Here is a 15,932-nt window from a genome sequence, read left to right on the forward strand (position 1 = left end):
GGAGGGGTGGTTCTTGTCGCCGGGTCGGGAAACTCCAGCCCGTCCGGCGTTTGAGGACGAGGCCCCTTAAGGGCCGAAGCGGGGTCCGGGGCGGCAGCCCCGGTCAGTCACTGGAGCCGACGGAAACCCCCAGCGCCGCCAGCAACCGCACCCGGTACTCCTCCCGCGGACGGTCGCGCTCGATCGTCAGGTCCAGCCCGATCCGCCCGGCCTCCAGCACCAGCACCCGGTCCGCGAGAACAACCGCCTCGTCCACGTCGTGGGTGACCAGCAGCACCGACGGCTGATGCCGCTTCCACAGCTCCCGCAGCAGCGCGTGCATCTTGATCCGGGTCAGCGCGTCCAGCGCCCCGAACGGCTCGTCGGCCAGCAGGAGTTCCGGTTCCCGCACCAGCGACCGGGCCAGCGCGGCCCGCTGCTGCTCACCGCCCGACAACTCGTTCGGCCAGGCCCTCTCCCGCCCCGCCAGACCGACCTCGGCGAGGGCCTCGCGCCCCCGCTCCTGGCCGTCGGTGCCCAGCAGGACGTTGTCCAGCACGCGCCGCCAGGGCAGCAGCCGGGAGTCCTGGAAGACCACCGACACCCTTTCGGGAGCGGTGAGTTGGCCACTGCCCACCACCTCGTGGTCCAGCCCCGCCACCGCCCGCAGCAGCGTGCTCTTGCCGGAGCCGCTGTGTCCGAGCAGGGCGACGAACTGTCCGGCCGGGATGTCCAGGTCGATGCCGTCGAGGACGGTACGCCCGTCGAACGACCGGGTGAGTCCGCGCAGTTGGACGGCGGGCCGGGTCAGCTGCTCAGTGTGCGGCGCCATGACAGCACCCTCCGTTCGATGAGACGGACCGCGCTGTCGGAGGCCAGGCCGAAGACGCCGTAGACGACGAGACCGACGAGGATCACATCGCTCTGGCCGTAGTTCTGGGCCTGGAACATCATGTAGCCGAGTCCGCTGGTGGCGTTGATCTGCTCCAGGACGACCAGGCCGAGCCAGGAGCCGGTGACGCCGAGCCGGAGTCCCACGAAGAATCCGGGCAGCGCGCCGGGGATCACGATCTGCCGGACGAAGGCGAACCTCGACAGCCCCTGGACCTCGGCGAGTTCGACGAAGCGGTGGTCGATGCCGGCCAGCGCGGCATGGGTGTTCAGATAGATCGGGATGTAGACGACGATCGCGATGATGGCGACCTTGAAGGACTCGCCGATGCCCAGCCACAGGATGAACAGCGGGATCAGGCCGAGGGTCGGGATCGCCCGGTTGAGGTTCACCGTCCCGTCGATCAGTGCCTCGCCGACGCGGCTGAGCCCGGCGGCCAGGGCGAGAGCGACACCGGCGACGAGACCGATGGCGAACCCGTACCCGGCCCGCTCCAGCGAGGTCAGGATGTCGGTGGGCAGGGTCCCGGCCGTCCACAGATGGACGCCGGTCCTGACCACCGTCCAGGGCGCGGGGATCGCGGCCGGGTCGAGCCGTCCCGCGGCGGAGGCGGCGGACCACACGGCGAGGAGAAGGACCGGTCCGACGAGCCGTGCCGCGGGCAGCCGCCTGCCGGGGGAGAGCCGGCGGCGCCTTCGCACCCGCGTGCGCACCTCGGGAGCGACGACGGGGACGGTCGTGGTCACGGCGCTCACCGCCGGTACTCCGCCGGCACGGCCTTCGCGGCGATGCCCTCGAAGCGGTGGTCGAACAGCTGGCCCACGTCGAACTTCTTCACGAAGCCGCCCTCCGCCAGCAGATCGGCGGTCTCCTGCTCCCACTTGATCGCCTCGGCCCAACTCGGAGGGAACAGCGGCTTGTTGGCGAGCGCGGTGACCGCCTTCGCCTGCGGGAGCGTCAGGTTCTGGGTCTTCACGTAGAACTCCTCGTTCCAGATGTCGGGGTTCTCGTACGTCCACACCTGGCTCCTGGCCCAGAAGGGGATGTAGGCGGCGACCGCGGCGGCCTTCGCGGGGTCGGCCAGCACGGAGGTCGGCGCCCACAGCAGGTTGAGCAGGTCGACCACGTCGGTGGTGACGGCCCGGGCGCCCTTGGCCTCGTACTGCTTGAGGTAGGCGGGCGCCTGGCTGTTGGCGAGCGGGGCCACGTCCACCTGCCCGGACTGAAGGGCCGTGAGGAACTGGTTGCTGGTCAGCGGGACGAGTTTGACCTCGTCGTAGGCGAGCCCGGCCTTCTTCAGCGCCCGCAGCAGCACGACCCCCTGGGCCTGCCCCTGCGAGAACGCGAGCCGCTTCCCCTTGAAGTCCGCGACCGTGTGGATGGCGCTGCCGGGCTTGGTGGCGAAGAGGTAGTTCGGCTTACGGGTGATGTTGATCGCGACGATCTTCGTGGCATAGCCCTGGAAATGCGCCTGGATCGGCGGGATTCCCGCGTTGTTGCCGACGTCCAGGGAGCCGGCCCGGAATGCGTTGATGACATCGGGTCCGGCCCCGATATTCGCCCAGGTACTCACCTTGAACGGAAGTGACCCCAACTTGCCGAGTTTCAGTTGCAGTTGCTGGGCGCCCAGATAGGAGGCGATCTTCAGGCTCGTGCCGGCCGGGACCTTGGCGGCGAGCGGCGCGGACAGGGCGCCCTTGGTGTCGGCTGCGGCGCTGCTGTCGGCGCAGCCGCTGAGACCGGCGACACCGGCGGCGGCACCGAGGACGGAGGAGAGGAACAGCCGCCGGTCGATGCCGGACGTGCGGGACGTGCGGGAATAGGGCATGGGAATACTCCCTGGATTCAAGGCAGGAGAAAGTCACGGAGAAATGCGTTCACGCAGGTGGAATGAGCGCGTCACACGGGGCAACGTGTCAGCAACAGAAGGCGCGACAGTGCAGGTTCGGGCTCATGAACAGGATGTTCGCCGTTCCGTGGAAGCCCTGTCAACATTCCGAGTTTCTGAATTAAATAGCCTCAGGTGAAGCGGCCAGAGGATCCCGGTAGAGCACGTCGAGAGCCACCGAACCGCCCGCCACGGCGAGGACGGAATCCGGGAAACTCGACGGGACGACGGAGGTCGCGCGATCGCCGCCGACGCCCTCGCGCAGCGCGACGAGGCAGTCCTCGCGGTGCAGGATGCCGATCTCGGTCACCACGACCGTCTCCGGGTTCAGCACGTCGAGCAGCAGCCGGGCGGCCCGCCCGACGGCGTGCGCCCGTTCCACCAGCAGCCGCAGCGCCGCCGGATCGCCCGCGGCGGCGGCCGTCAGCACGTGCATCGGGTTCACGCCCTCGGTGACCCCCGCCCGCCGGGCCCGCCGGCACAGGGTGCGCTCGCTCAACTCGGCCTGGAGGCAGCCGGTCCGTCCGCAGTCGCAGGGCTCGGTGCCGCCCGGCACCGGCAGATGCGCGATCGCGCCCGCCTGGGAGCGCGGCCCGTGGTGCACCTCGTCGTTGGTGGCGAACGCCGCGTCCACCACGTTGCCGACGAACAGATGCAGCACGCTCCGGCTGCCGCGCACCCGCCCGAACAGCCGCTCCGCGTTGACCAACGCCCGCGCGTGGCCGTCCACATGGACCGGCAGGCCGGTACGGGCGCCGAGCAGCTCCCGCACCGGTACCTCGTGCCAGCCCAGCAGGGGGTGCTCGACGACGGTCCCGGAGTCCCGGTCCACCCAGCCGCCGGCCGCGAAGCCGACTCCGAGGCACCTGAGCCGCGGCGACCGCTCCAGGAGCGCGGCGAGCCCGTCGGCGGCCCGCGCCAGGATCGCGGAGGCGTCGGTGCCCTCGTGCCGCAGCTCCCGTACGGCCACCACGCGGCCGCGCAGATCGAGCAGCGTGACCGTCGTATAGGGGACGGCCACATGGACGCCGCCCACGACGAACCGTGAGTCGTCCAGGTCGACGGGCACATGGGGGCGGCCCACACCCTGGGACTGCCGGGGCGCCTCCGACTCACGGATCAGGCCCAGTTCGGTGAAGCGGGAGCAGTAGTCGGTCACGGACGCGGGGGACAGCCCGGTCAGCCGGGCGATGGTGCTGCGCGCCACCGGCCCGTGCTCCAGCACGGACCGCAGGACGACGCTGGCGCTCGTCCGGCGCCGGGAGGTGGGCGTGGGGGCAGGGGGAGTCGCGGTACGGGGCATGGAGGACCGTCCTCGGGAACGGGGGCCGACACGTCTCGGAGAGCGAGGCGGGCCGGTGCCCGACTCACACCGGACGGCGACAGACGGCCGTGCCCACGCGTCGGAGGTCGACGTGGCGACGCGACGAGAAGTACCGGGACTGGGCGACCATGTCTGGAAGGGTAGGGCAGGAACGGTGAATCCGACCAGACCACTGGGATTCGTTTGGTGATTCCCCACAGCCGCGCCAACAGGGTCGCTGTCGCCCCGGCCACCTCACCTCAGTGACCGGGGTCACCCCGAACCGGGTGTAACCCACACTCTTTGTCCGGAGCCCACCAAGCCCCTGTTCCCGGCTTTGTCGACGGTTGACGGTGATCGGCCGCGGGACGCCGGGATAGCGTCACCGGAGTCCCTTGTCGTTCACCCCCGCGGAGACCCCATGAGCACCGCCGTCGCCCCCGCCCGCACCGGCCAGGTCCTCGCCGACCTGATCCCCGCCTCCCGCGTGCGGGACGTCGCGCTCGTGGTCGGCGGTGCCGCGCTCACCGGTCTTGCCGCGCAGATCGCCGTGCCCGTGCCGGGCTCCCCGGTGCCGGTGACCGGCCAGACCTTCGCCGCGCTGCTCGTCGGCACGAGCCTGGGCGCCCGCCGCGGTACGGCCTCCCTCGCGCTCTACGCGCTGGCGGGCCTCGCCGGCCTCCCGTGGTTCGCCCAGGGCACCTCCGGGTTCTCCGTCTCCTTCGGCTACATCCTCGGCATGATCCTGGCCTCCGCCGCCGTCGGCGCCCTGGCCCGCCGCGGCGCCGACCGCAACGTCTGGCGGACGGCCGGCGCGATGCTGGTCGGCGAGGCGATCATCTACGCGATCGGCGTGCCCTACCTCGCCTACGCGGCCGACATGTCGCTGTCCGCCGCGATCGCGGCCGGCCTCACCCCGTTCCTCCTCGGCGACGCCCTCAAGGCGGCTCTGGCGATGGGCCTGCTGCCCAGCGTCTGGAAGCTCGTCAGGCGCTGACGCTCCCGCGGAAGAGGCTCGCCGGGTCGTACCGCGACGCCAGCTCGGCGAGCCTCTTGCGCGTGTCCGGGTCGTGCAGCCCCTCGCTCCGGTCCCCTGCCCCGAAGGCGAAGTTGACGCTGCGGCCGAGGGTGTCGGACACGAGCAACTCGAAGGCCGGGTCCAGCAGCGCCCGCCCCTGCTGCCGCCCGCCCATGGTCAACAGCCGCACCAGGAAACGCCCTTCGCGGTACGGCACCGAGTTCGGCGCCGGTCGCGCCAGCGCCCCGCCCAGATGATTGATCTGTACGACCACCATGGCTCCTATGCCCGGCCCGGTCCGCTCCAGCAGCTCACCGGCCCGCTCCACGTCCAGCGCGCTCAGCACCGCGCTGTCCCCGTAGTAGCTGTGCGGGACGTCGGGATCGCTGTGGATGGTGTGACTGTCGGCGTACGGCATCTCCCGCAGGGAGTCCGCGAGCACCGGTCCCAACTCCCGCAGCGGGGCGAGGAGCCGGTCCCCGTCGGTTCCGGTGTACGCCACCCGCACCGAGACGACGTACCGCCCGCGCAGCTGCGGCGGCAGCGCCGGCAGGTCCGGGTACGGTACGGCGGCGAAGGACGAGGTCAGCGTGGAGGGCACGGTCCTGGTCCACTCCTCGTACGCCCGCAGCAGGGCACTCGGAGCGACCTCGCGGCCGTCGAAGGCGAGCGAACCGCCGTACAGCGTCCGCACCGGGACGAGCCCGATCTCCAGCTCGGTGACGACGCCCAGGTGGTGGCCGCCGCCGAGAAGCCCCCAGTACAGCTCCGACCCCTCGGTGACGTGCCGGAGCTCGCCGTCCCCCGTGACCACGTCGAGGGAGCGGACGTGGTCGGCGGCATAGCCGAACTCCCTGGCCAGGATGCCGAGTCCGCCGCCGAGCGTGTAGGACACGGCACCGACGCCCGGCGCGGAGCCGTTGAGCGGCGCGAGCCCGTGCGGCACGGCGGCTGCCACCACGTCACGCCAGCGGACACCCGCCTGGACGCGGGCGGTGCGCGCCCGGGCGTCGACGGTCACCCGGTCCATGTGCCGGGTGCTGACCAGGACGCCGTCCTCCACCGCGCCGGGCAGTCCGTGCCCGGTGGCCAGCACGGACACCGGCAGTCGCGCGTCGGCCGCGTGGCGCACGGCGGCGACCACGTCCTCGGCGGAGCGCACCGGGACCACGTGGTCGGGGCGCAGGGCGAAACCGGTCTGGAAACTGGTGACTTCGTGGTGGGTCGAGGTGTTCATGCCGGACAGGGTGGAGGCATAACCTGACAGTTTCCGTCAGGTTATGCCTCCGTGCCTCTGCGGGTTTCCCCTGTGTGTCAGACGGTGCGCTGCGGTCGCCGCTGGGACCACCACAGTCCGGCCGCGCCCGCCGTCAGCAGCGCCGCGCCCGCGGCCCCGAGGGGCAGCAGGTCACGTCCCACACCGGTCTTCGGGAGCTCGCGCGGGGCGTCACCGCCGGGTCCTACCGGCTTGTTGTCGGTGCCCAGCAGCAGCGGGGTGGCCGGGGCGTTCGGCGACGGGTTCGTGGTACCGAACGGAACCGGGCCCTGCTGCCAGAACGTCTTCTTTCCGTCGCCGGTCTGCACCGGCAGGCAGATCTTTCCGGTCTTGCCGAGATCGAATGTCGCGTCCACGGCGTACGACTTCGACTTACCGGCGGCGAGATTGTCGATGGGGCAGGCGAAACCGCTGTTCGAACCCTCCGGTAGATCCTTTTCTTCGATCGGGGAGCAGCCTTGAACGTTTTTGACCGTCAGGCCGTCGAATCCGACGACCAAAAGCCTGATCTTTCCGCTGTCCTTGCTCCCGTCGTTCTTCACGGTGGCTGTGAGATCGGTCTTCTGCGACTTGTTGTCGACGGAGATCGTCCCCGGCAGTGTCGTCGTCAGCTCCACACCGGCCGGCGCCTTGTCAACGGCCTTTCCCCCCTTGCTGCTTGCGGGTCCCTCGTCCGCGCTCGCGGTGAAGGGCAGGATCATCACGGTCGAGAAGGCTGCCGTGACCAGCGATCCGGCAATGGTCGTCATACGACGAGAACTCATGTTCGTCCCCCTTGGCTGCGCCTGAATTCGCAGTACTTGAAGAGGTACCACAAGATTTCTCCGCACTATGCTGGTACGGCTCGAAGTGTGACCATTGTGTTCCACTCGGGACATCGTTGAGGGGGTGCAGCGGATTGCCGGGGAATACGGGAGACACGGGAAATGCGAGGCGCGGCGGAGTTCCAGGGCTCCTGGTGACGGGCCGTTATCGCCTGGTCGAGAGTATCGGCCAGGGGGGAATGGGGCGGGTGTGGCGGGCTGCCGACGAGATGCTCGATCGGCAGGTCGCGGTCAAGGAGATGCGGATCGACGGCCTCGACGCGGAGGACACCCGCACCCGCCGCGAACGCACCCTGCGCGAGGCCCGCGCCACGGCCCGCATCGACCACCCGAACGTCGTACGGGTCTATGACGTCGTGGACGAGGGCGAACGCCTGTGGATCGTCATGGAGTTGGTCAAGGGCCGCTCCCTGGAACGGATGATGGTGGAGGACGGCGCGCTGGACCCGCGCGCGACGGCCCTGCTGGGCCTGGGCCTGGTGGAGGCGCTGCGCCAGGTGCACGCGCGGGGCGTGCTGCACCGGGACATCAAACCCGGGAACGTCCTGGTGGAGTCCGGCTCCCGGACCGGCCGCCGGATCGTGCTCACGGACTTCGGCATCGCCGCGATGCAGGACGCCAAGGCGCTCACCATGGTCGGCATGCTCGTCGGCTCGCCCGACTACATGGCGCCCGAGCGGGTCTCGGGCCGCCCCCAGGGTCCGCCGTCGGACATCTGGTCCCTGGGCGCGACGCTCTGCGCGGCTCTCGGCGGCCGCTCCCCGTTCTCCCGCGACACCACCCTGGCCACGCTCCACGCGGTCCTCTACGAGGAGCCCGAACTCCCCGCGGCGGCGGGCCCGTTGACCGACATCCTCGCGGCCCTCCTGGAGAAGGACCCGTCGATACGGCCGGGGCTCGACGAGGTGGAGGCGGCCCTCCAGGTGGTCGCGTTCCCGGCCCCCACGCCCACGTTGCGGGTGGGTCCGGTGGAAGACCCGGGCGCACCGGAGGTTCCTGGGGCTGCGGGGGCTCCAGGAACGCCGGACGCTCCGGCCCCGGGGACGGAACCGGTTCCGCCGGACGCTCCGGACCCGGGGAGCGAACCGGTTCCGCCGGACGCTCCGGACCCGGGGATGGAACCGGTTCCGCCGGACGGCCCGCCGCCTGCCGAACCGGAACCTGAGGTGACGCCGCCGCCGTGGGCTCCACGGGAGTCCCCGACCCCGGCCTATCTGGAGCCGGGGGTGGTGCGGGCGGCACGCGATCCCCGGGTACCGGCACCGACGACGGGGGCCGAGCCGGTCGTAGGAGAGTCACCGGGGGGCCCTGGCCAGGCGGAGCCGTCGGACGCGGTGCCCCTCGCCTTCCTGGGTGCCGCCCGTGACGGGGCCCCGGACACACCACCGGAGACGGGAACGCGGCCGGAGACGGACGCCGAGAGCCCTCCACCAGTCGAGGCGGCATCGCGGTCCGCCACCGACCCGACCGAACCCACCGACCCGTCCCATCGGTTCGGCGGGGCGGGACGCTCCGAGTCTGCTGAGCGCCCTTCGTCGGCCGGGCCGCGTGCCGCGAACGAACGACCAGGGACCACCGAACCCCCCACCCCCAGCGAGCCGTTCGACGCGGCTGAGCCACCCGGGTCCGCCGGGCGTCCCGCCCCTGCCGAGCCGTTCGGGTCTGCGAGGGGGCGCGCACCCGCTGAGTCGCCCGAGCCGCCGGAGCGGTCCGGCATCGAAGCCCCAGCCCCCGGCGAACCGTCCGCCCCCGGCGTCTCCGTCGGCGGCGACCGTGTCAGCGCGTCCAGCGAGGCGCTCTCCGAGGAGGGTTCGGAGGTCAGGTCCGAGGCGTCGGCCGGGAACTCCGTGGGGGCCGTGCTCCGGGCCGGGGCCACCACGGCCAGTACGCCCCTGGCGAGCGCCCCCACCCAGGACTCCCTCTCCGCCGGCGCCCCCACCGAGCACTACCCCATGCCGGACGCGCCGACCCGGGACACCCCGACCCGCGTGGCCTCCGCCCCCACCCGCGTCGGCCCTCGCCCCGGAGTCTCCCTGATCCGCGGCAACCCGGCAGCACCCGACCGGCGTTCAGGCGGGGAAACGGACCCGGGTCGCGCAGGCGGCACCGGCATCACCTCTCCCTCCACGCCCGACCCGGACCCCGACACCCACCCCCTCCCCGGCCGGGACCCCGCCCTCGTCCTCGGCCCCCACCCCCACCGCCTGCACCCGGAGGAACCTCCCGACGAGGCCGAACTCCCCGGCCCCGCCCGTCCCGCCACCACCGCTCACCGCCCCCGGCGCCGCACGGCACTCGTCGCCGCAGGCGGAGTGCTCACCGCGGCCGCGGTCGTGGTGGGGATCGTCCTTGCCACCACCTCCGGCTCACCCGGCGACGACCAGGCGGGCCGGTCCTCGTCGGCTTCCGCCTCCGTCTCCGAAACCGGGGCCTCCACCCCCACCGGCACCCCGTCCTCCACCGTCGAGGGCACCTCCCGCCCCCGCTCCCTCCCACCCGGCGCCCACGAGGAGGCAGGCGGGTTCGCGTGGGCGACCCCCACCGGCTGGCGGCGGGACGTGAAGACCGGGGCGGAGGTCCACTACACCTCGCCCGACGGCAAACAGGAGCTCGCGGCCAAGTCCTCCCTGGCGAGGGGCGATCTGATGGAGACCTGGGAGACCTCCGAGCAGAACGCCCACCAGGGCCAGGACTACCGAAAGATCCGCCTGGAGGAGACGACGTTCCGCGATCACCCCGCGGTCGTCTGGGAGTACACCTTCACCCTCGGCGGCACCCCCTGGCACGCCCAGCTGCTCGGCTTCAACGCGGGCGACAAGTCGTACCAGATCAACACCTGGTACCAGCCCGGCATCGAGCAGCAGGCCCTCGACACGTACGAGAAGGTCAAGGACAGCTTCACCGTGCTGTGAACGGCACAGCACAAGGGCCCCGGGGTCGGCACCCCGGGGCCCTGCACGCACCGTCCACAGGTCAGACGGACACCTTGTCCGTGACCTCACCGGCCGACGCGGACGCCGTACGCCCGCGCCGCCCGACCTTCTCCCGCACCACGGCGATGACCAGGACCAACGCGGCGACGAGCAGCGACAGCAGCACGGTCTCCCGCCCGTCGTGCTCCGTGTCGGTCAGCATGTAGCCGAGGACGAACACGATCAACGCGGCCGTCGCCCAGGTCAGATAGGGGTACAGCCACATGCGCACGACCAGCTTCTCCGGAGCCTCGGCCTGGATGATCTTCCGCATCCGCAGCTGCGAGAAGCAGATGACCAGCCACACGAACAGGGCGACCGCACCGGAGGAGTTGACGAGGAACAGGAAGATCTTGTCGGGGGAGAGGTAGTTGAAGAAGACGGCGACGAAGCCGAACACCACCGACGCGAGGATCGCGGCCATCGGCACGCCCCGCCCGTTGACCCGCGCGAACGCCTTCGGCGCGTCGCCCCGCTCACCCAGCGAGAAGGCCATCCGGGAGGCCGTGCAGAGGCCGGAGTTGAGGCAGGACAGTACCGAGGTCAGCACGATGAAGTTCATGATCTGACCGGCGTGCGCGATCCCGAGGGAGTCGAGCGCGGCCACGTAGGAGCCCTTGTCCTGGATGGACTTGGAGTCCCACGGGATCAGCGTGACGACGACGAAGATGGACCCGAGGTAGAAGACCGCGATCCGCCAGATGATGCTGTTGGTCGACTTGGTCACGGCCCGCTGCGGATCCTCCGACTCACCGGCCGCCAGGGTCGCGATCTCGCTGCCCATGAAGGAGAAGACCACCAGGAGCACACCGGTGAGGATGGCGCCGGGCCCGTTCGGCAGGAAGCCGCCGTGGCCGGTGAGGTTGGAGAAGCCCGCCTGGTCGGTGTGGACGCCGGGGAGCACGCCGAACACCGCGAGCAGTCCGACGACGATGAACGCGCCGATGGCCACGACCTTGATCCCGGCGAACCAGAACTCGAACTCGCCGTAGGACCCCACCGAGACCAGGTTGGTGGCGGTCAGCACCACCATCACGATCAGCGCCCACCCCCACTGCGGTACGGCGGGTATCCACCCTTCGAGGATCTTGGCGCCCGCGGTCGCCTCGACGGCGAGCACCACGACCCAGAAGAACCAGTACAGCCAGCCGATCGAGAAGCCGGCCCAGCGTCCGAGCGCCCGGTCGGCGTGCGCGGAGAACGAGCCCGAGGTCGGGTTCGCGGCGGACATCTCACCGAGCATCCGCATCACGAGGACGACGAGGGTGCCGACGAGGGCGTACGACAGCAGGATGCCGGGTCCGGCGGTGGCGATACCGGAGCTGGAGCCCACGAAGAGGCCCGCGCCGATGACTCCGCCGATGGCGATCATCGAGAGGTGGCGGTTCTTGAGGCCGGCCTGGAGACCAGTCATACGGGGAATTCCTTCGTGCCGGGGTGGGGGGTCCCGTACGAGCGGTGTACGGGTCGGTCCAGTGAATCGGAGGCAAAGGGATTCCTGAACCTCTGAATCCAGATCGTTACTTGAGGTTTCCTTGAGGTTCCATCGTCAGGTCCCTCGTTTTCTTGCCTGACACCCGGGGCTGCTGCCCCGAAACAGCCGTGTCACACTCGTTCCATGCGCGTGTATCTCGGCTCCGACCATGCGGGCTTCGAACTCAAGAACCACCTCGTCGACTGGCTCAAGGAGGCCGGCCACGATCCCGTCGACTGCGGGCCCCACATCTATGACGCCCAGGACGACTACCCGCCGTTCTGCCTGCGCGCCGCCGAGCGCACGGCCGCCGACCCGGACGCCCTCGGCGTCGTGATCGGCGGCTCCGGCAACGGCGAGCAGATCGCGGCGAACAAGGTCAAGGGCGTCCGCGCCTCGCTCGCCTGGAGCGAGGAGACCGCGTCGCTGGGCCGCCAGCACAACAACGCCAACGTGGTCGCCGTGGGTGCCCGGATGCACACGCAGGAGGAGGCGACGAAGTTCGTCGAGACCTTCCTCGCGACCCCGTTCTCCGGCGACGAACGCCACCAGCGCCGCATCGACATGCTGTCCGACTACGAGACGACGGGCGACCTGCCGGAGATCCCGGCCCACCACCCGCAGCAGTAGCAGATCCAGCCCCTCGGGCGTTTGAGGAGCGGGGGTCCAGGGGGCAGAGCCCCCTGGGACGGGGGTCGAAGGGGGCAGCGTCCCCTGGAGGACGGGACGGGTAGGGGCGGCGGGGGCGAAAAAGGCCCGCGGTCACCCCCACCCGCAGACGACAGAGGAGCCACTGTGCCAGAGGGGCACACCATCCACCGCCTGGCGCAGGACTACGGTCAAGCATTCACCGGCACGAAACCCCTCGTCACCAGCCCCCAGGGCAAGTTCTCCGACGCCGCCGAACTCCTCACCGGCTCAGAGCTCACCCGCACCGAGGCCCACGGCAAGCACCTCTTCCTCGGCTTCCGCGCCACCGACTGGATCCACATCCACCTCGGCCTCTTCGGCAAGGTCACCTTCGGCGCAGCCCCCGCGCCCCCGCCCACCGACACCGTCCGCCTCCGCCTCGCGAACAGCACGGCGTACGTGGACCTCCGCGGCCCCACGACCTGCGCCCTGATCACCCCCGCCGAGAAGCAGGCGATACACGACCGCCTCGGCCCCGACCCTCTCCGCGCGGACACCGACGCCGACCCGCAGGCGGCGTACCGGCGGATCTCCCGCAGCCGTACGACGATCGCCGCCCTCCTGATGGACCAGAAGGTCATCGCGGGCGTGGGCAACGTCTACCGCGCCGAGGTCCTCTTCCGGCACCGCATCGACCCGTACCGCGCCGGCAGGGACATCACCCCCGCCGAGTGGGACGCGATCTGGACCGACCTCGTCGGTCTCATGCGCGAGGGCGTCCGCAACAACCGCATCGACACCGTCCGACCCGAGCACACCCCGGAGGCGATGGGCCGCCCCCCGCGCGTCGACGACCACGGCGGCGAGGTCTACGTGTACCGCAGAGCCAACCTGCCCTGTCACCTCTGCGGCGGCGAGATCCGCACCGCCGATCTCGCCGCCCGCAACCTCTTCTGGTGCCCGACCTGCCAGAAACCCTGACAACTCAGGCAGCAGGGTCTCAGAAGCCGTGCGGCAGCCAGGGCGCCACGACCGACCCGAACGCCACTGACGCCTCCGCCAGCGCCCCCTGCCGCAGCTCCCGCACCAGCCCGGCCCCGGCCAGCGAGGCGAGGCTCACCCCGCCGAGGTAGGCCGCCCCCAACTCCCGTACGGACAGTGCGAGATCGGCCGGGTCCGTCGTACGCGTGCACGACCCGCCCTTGGCGTCTCCGCTGAGCCGCCAACGCCCGGCGTTCCAGGGGCAGAAGGCGTCCTCGACCTCCAACACCACGTCCACCGGCGTCTGGTAGGTCCGCGCCTCCAGTGCCGCCCCGACGTCCACCAGCCGTACGTGCAGCGCGTCCCGCACCAGCGGCGAGCAGCGCCGGATGTCCGAGACGAGGTACTGCCAGGCCTCGTCCACCGGCCGCCGCCGGATGTCGATCCGCGAGGTCAGGTCGAGGTCGAACAGGAACCGCCACAGCGCGCCGTGCCCGGCCGGGTCCAGCGCCTCCAGGTCGGAGACGACCACGGTGCCCTTCGGCCCCGTCGCGTCCCAGTCCGCCTTGACGCGATAGCGGACGAACCCCACGACCTCCCCGTCCCGCTCCGCGACCACGCACTGAAGCGGCGAGGCGCCGTCGCGGGTGCTCTCCGGGTCAAGGAGCCACAGCCGCTCCCAGCCGGGGATCCGGGCGACCATCCCGGGCCGCCGCGGCACCAGCCGGGTGTACACCGCCTCGCACGCGTCGAGCACGTCGGCAGGCGCCGCGTACCGCAGCCGTACGTCGTCCGTGCCGGGCGGCACCGCGAGGCGGACCCGGGCGGTGTCGATGTCGGCGTTGAGCTGGTAGGTGCCGACGCCGTAGCCGAACCGGCCGTAGATCACCGGCTCGGAGGCGGTCAGCACGGCCAGCGGTTCGCCCCAGGAGCGCACGTCGTCCAGCTGGCGCCGCATCATGGAGGTCAGCACCCCGCGCCGTCGGTGCGTGGCCGCCACGCTCACCATGGTCACGCCCGCGGCGGGCACCGAGGCGCCGCCCGGCACGGTCACCCGGAAGCTGAACGCACCCGCCGTCCCCACGCACTGCCCGTCGTCCCAGACGCCGATGGAGCGGTCGATCTCGGTGAGTTCACGGAACACCTCCCGTTCCTCGGCAGGCTCCGGGATCCCGCCGAAGGCGCGGAGCAGGTTGTCGTACCACTCGTCCCAGTCGTCCCGTCGAAGCACCCGCAAGTCAGTCCCCATGTCCCATGCCTACCAGTGCCGCGCGGGCAGGAGCGAGGGAATTTCGGCTTGGTTGCGGCGCGGCGGCCTCCGGTGAAGTTCACTGTGAAGTTGAACCACCGACGGGGGACAAGTGGGACCTCCCGTGCCAAGCAGCCGGTTCGATGGATAGGGTCCCGAACTAATGGCAGGACGAGAGCGGCGCGCGGCAGCCGAGACGTTCACGGCCCGGTTGAAGATGCAGTGGCACCGGGCCCGCGTCGGGCTGCGCAGAAGCGCCGTGGACTACTTCCGCGGCGACGGCTCGGACTGGGTCGCGCTCGCCGGTCTGCTCCTGACTGTGCCCCTGATCGCGTCCGTCACTCTCATGAACTCCGTGTGGTGCTCCCCGGCCGCGCTGGTCCTGCCGATCGTCGCGGGCGGCCTGCTGCTGCGCCCGGCGAGCCTGCTGGGCCTGTACGCGGCGGCGGCGACCGCGCTGATCGTGGAGTCGGTGCAGCTGGGGCCGTACACCGAGGGGCCGTCCCGGGTCACGCCCGGTGTGGTCCTGGTCGTGGCCGCCTGCGGTTTCTTCGGTCTGCTCATCGCCCAGTTCCGCAGCCGGGTCGGCGTGCCCTGGCGGCGCGGCGGCACCATGCTGTTCGACCTGCGCGAACGCATCCGGGTGCAGAGCAAGTTGCCGACCCTGCCGCAGGGTTGGCACCGCGAGATGGCGCTGCGGCCCGCGGGTGGCCAGTCGTTCTCCGGCGACTTCGTGGTCGCGGCCCGGACCAACGGCGGCCGGACCCTGGAGGTCGTCCTGACCGACGTGTCCGGGAAGGGCATGGACGCGGGATCGCGCGCCCTGCTGCTGTCGGGCGCCTTCGGCGGACTGCTGGGCTCCCTGCCCCCGCACGCCTTCCTGCCCGCCGCCAACGGCTATCTGCTCCGCCAGGACTGGGACGAGGGCTTCGCGACCTCGATCCACCTGGTGCTCGACCTGGACTCCGGCGACTACGAGCTCTACTCGGCCGGACATCCGCCGGGCCTCCAGCTCAGCGCGGGCAGCGGGCGCTGGGAGGAGAAGGCCGCGGAAGGGCCCCTCCTCGGCGTGTACGACGGCGCCCAGTTCGACCCCGTGAAGGGCTCGCTGCGCCCCGGCGACGTCCTGATGCTGTTCACCGACGGCCTGGTGGAGACGTCCGACCGGGACATCGTGGAGGGCATCGACCGCCTTACCGGGGAGGCCGACCGGTATGTGGCGGGCGGTTTCCACGGCGCCGCCTGGCACCTGATCGAGGCGGTGGCGAAGGACGTCAACGACGACCGGGCACTGCTGCTGATCTCCCGTGAGGGGCCGACGGCAGCGGGGGCACCGCGGTAGGTCCTGGGCGGCGGGGTCCTCGGGCTCCGGCGGGATTCCTCGCGCTCCGGGGTTTCCCCGTGCCCCGGAGGGGATTCCGGGTGTGGTGGGGGCCGCCACCGCTC

Annotated in this window: 13 protein-coding genes; 5 read left to right on the forward strand and 8 right to left on the reverse strand. The window is 71.3% G+C overall.

The features are described from left to right. Positions 1-103: 103 nt before the first annotated feature. The 4 genes from IF54_RS0104010 to IF54_RS0104025 form a co-directional block, all read right to left on the reverse strand. The gene (locus tag IF54_RS0104010) at positions 104-811 is read right to left on the reverse strand and encodes an ABC transporter ATP-binding protein (protein ID WP_030314538.1); all 708 of its coding nucleotides are present in this window, start codon (positions 809-811) and stop codon (positions 104-106) included. Next, entirely contained in the window at positions 787-1,626 is an 840-nt protein-coding gene (locus IF54_RS0104015; protein WP_030314539.1) for an ABC transporter permease, read from the reverse strand. Before IF54_RS0104015 ends, IF54_RS0104010 begins: the two co-directional genes overlap by 25 nt. Then, the gene (locus tag IF54_RS0104020; RefSeq protein WP_030314540.1) at positions 1,623-2,699 is read right to left on the reverse strand and encodes an ABC transporter substrate-binding protein; all 1,077 of its coding nucleotides are present in this window, start codon (positions 2,697-2,699) and stop codon (positions 1,623-1,625) included. Before IF54_RS0104020 ends, IF54_RS0104015 begins: the two co-directional genes overlap by 4 nt. 181 nt (positions 2,700-2,880) lie before the next feature. Continuing rightward, complete coding sequence (locus IF54_RS0104025) at positions 2,881-4,062, reverse strand: ROK family transcriptional regulator (protein WP_030314541.1); 1,182 nt, start codon at positions 4,060-4,062, stop codon at positions 2,881-2,883. 421 nt (positions 4,063-4,483) lie between these two features. On the opposite strand from IF54_RS0104025, the gene IF54_RS0104030 reads away from it, so the two are divergent. Further along, the gene (locus tag IF54_RS0104030) at positions 4,484-5,059 is read left to right on the forward strand and encodes a biotin transporter BioY (protein ID WP_030314542.1); all 576 of its coding nucleotides are present in this window, start codon (positions 4,484-4,486) and stop codon (positions 5,057-5,059) included. Here the strand turns inward: IF54_RS0104030 and IF54_RS0104035 are convergent. Together IF54_RS0104035 and IF54_RS0104040 are read right to left on the reverse strand one after the other, a co-directional pair. Further along, positions 5,049-6,317, reverse strand: a complete 1,269-nt coding sequence (locus IF54_RS0104035; protein WP_030314544.1) for an FAD-binding oxidoreductase — start codon at positions 6,315-6,317, stop codon at positions 5,049-5,051. The two genes, IF54_RS0104030 and IF54_RS0104035, sit on opposite strands and share 11 nt — an antisense overlap. A gap of 77 nt (positions 6,318-6,394) precedes the next feature. Further along, the gene (locus IF54_RS0104040; RefSeq protein WP_030314545.1) at positions 6,395-7,120 is read right to left on the reverse strand and encodes an LPXTG cell wall anchor domain-containing protein; all 726 of its coding nucleotides are present in this window, start codon (positions 7,118-7,120) and stop codon (positions 6,395-6,397) included. A 191-nt stretch (positions 7,121-7,311) separates the two neighbouring features. Between IF54_RS0104040 and IF54_RS43855 the strand changes: the two genes are divergently transcribed. Further along, positions 7,312-10,092, forward strand: coding sequence for a protein kinase domain-containing protein (locus IF54_RS43855; RefSeq protein WP_420790352.1), 2,781 nt, complete (start codon positions 7,312-7,314; stop codon positions 10,090-10,092). Positions 10,093-10,153: 61 nt separating this feature from the next. Here IF54_RS43855 and IF54_RS0104055 read toward each other — a convergent pair whose 3' ends face one another. Then, entirely contained in the window at positions 10,154-11,566 is a 1,413-nt protein-coding gene (locus IF54_RS0104055; protein WP_030314546.1) for an amino acid permease, read from the reverse strand. Between the two features lie 204 nt (positions 11,567-11,770). Between IF54_RS0104055 and IF54_RS0104060 the strand changes: the two genes are divergently transcribed. Together IF54_RS0104060 and IF54_RS0104065 are read left to right on the forward strand one after the other, a co-directional pair. Beyond that, positions 11,771-12,256, forward strand: a complete 486-nt coding sequence (locus tag IF54_RS0104060) for a ribose-5-phosphate isomerase (RefSeq protein WP_030314548.1) — start codon at positions 11,771-11,773, stop codon at positions 12,254-12,256. A 165-nt stretch (positions 12,257-12,421) separates the two neighbouring features. Further along, the gene (locus tag IF54_RS0104065) at positions 12,422-13,237 is read left to right on the forward strand and encodes an Fpg/Nei family DNA glycosylase (protein WP_030314550.1); all 816 of its coding nucleotides are present in this window, start codon (positions 12,422-12,424) and stop codon (positions 13,235-13,237) included. Between the two features lie 19 nt (positions 13,238-13,256). On the opposite strand, the gene IF54_RS0104070 is transcribed toward IF54_RS0104065, so the two are convergent. Beyond that, on the reverse strand, positions 13,257-14,486 hold the full coding sequence (locus IF54_RS0104070) for a GNAT family N-acetyltransferase (protein ID WP_030314551.1): 1,230 nt from the start codon (positions 14,484-14,486) through the stop codon (positions 13,257-13,259). Between the two features lie 163 nt (positions 14,487-14,649). On the opposite strand from IF54_RS0104070, the gene IF54_RS0104075 reads away from it, so the two are divergent. Further along, positions 14,650-15,828 (forward strand): PP2C family protein-serine/threonine phosphatase, encoded by a 1,179-nt coding sequence (locus tag IF54_RS0104075; protein WP_030314553.1) that lies wholly within the window; start codon positions 14,650-14,652, stop codon positions 15,826-15,828. The last annotated feature ends 104 nt before the right edge of the window (positions 15,829-15,932 follow it).

The organism is Streptomyces sp. NRRL B-3229, from assembly GCF_000719505.1.
Classification (GTDB): domain Bacteria; phylum Actinomycetota; class Actinomycetes; order Streptomycetales; family Streptomycetaceae; genus Streptomyces; species Streptomyces griseorubiginosus.

Excerpts from the sequence above, each read along its gene's own strand:
- IF54_RS0104040 (WP_030314545.1), bottom strand. The coding sequence starts at position 7,120 with ATGAGTTCTCGTCGTATGACGACCATTGCCGGATCGCTGGTCACGGCA.
- IF54_RS0104035 (WP_030314544.1), bottom strand. The coding sequence starts at position 6,317 with ATGAACACCTCGACCCACCACGAAGTCACCAGTTTCCAGACCGGTTTC.
- IF54_RS0104070 (WP_030314551.1), bottom strand. The coding sequence starts at position 14,486 with ATGGGGACTGACTTGCGGGTGCTTCGACGGGACGACTGGGACGAGTGG.
- IF54_RS0104010 (WP_030314538.1), bottom strand. The coding sequence starts at position 811 with ATGGCGCCGCACACTGAGCAGCTGACCCGGCCCGCCGTCCAACTGCGC.
- IF54_RS0104055 (WP_030314546.1), bottom strand. The coding sequence starts at position 11,566 with ATGACTGGTCTCCAGGCCGGCCTCAAGAACCGCCACCTCTCGATGATC.
- IF54_RS0104030 (WP_030314542.1), top strand. The coding sequence starts at position 4,484 with ATGAGCACCGCCGTCGCCCCCGCCCGCACCGGCCAGGTCCTCGCCGAC.
- IF54_RS0104075 (WP_030314553.1), top strand. The coding sequence starts at position 14,650 with ATGGCAGGACGAGAGCGGCGCGCGGCAGCCGAGACGTTCACGGCCCGG.
- IF54_RS0104060 (WP_030314548.1), top strand. The coding sequence starts at position 11,771 with ATGCGCGTGTATCTCGGCTCCGACCATGCGGGCTTCGAACTCAAGAAC.
- IF54_RS0104020 (WP_030314540.1), bottom strand. The coding sequence starts at position 2,699 with ATGCCCTATTCCCGCACGTCCCGCACGTCCGGCATCGACCGGCGGCTG.
- IF54_RS0104025 (WP_030314541.1), bottom strand. The coding sequence starts at position 4,062 with ATGCCCCGTACCGCGACTCCCCCTGCCCCCACGCCCACCTCCCGGCGC.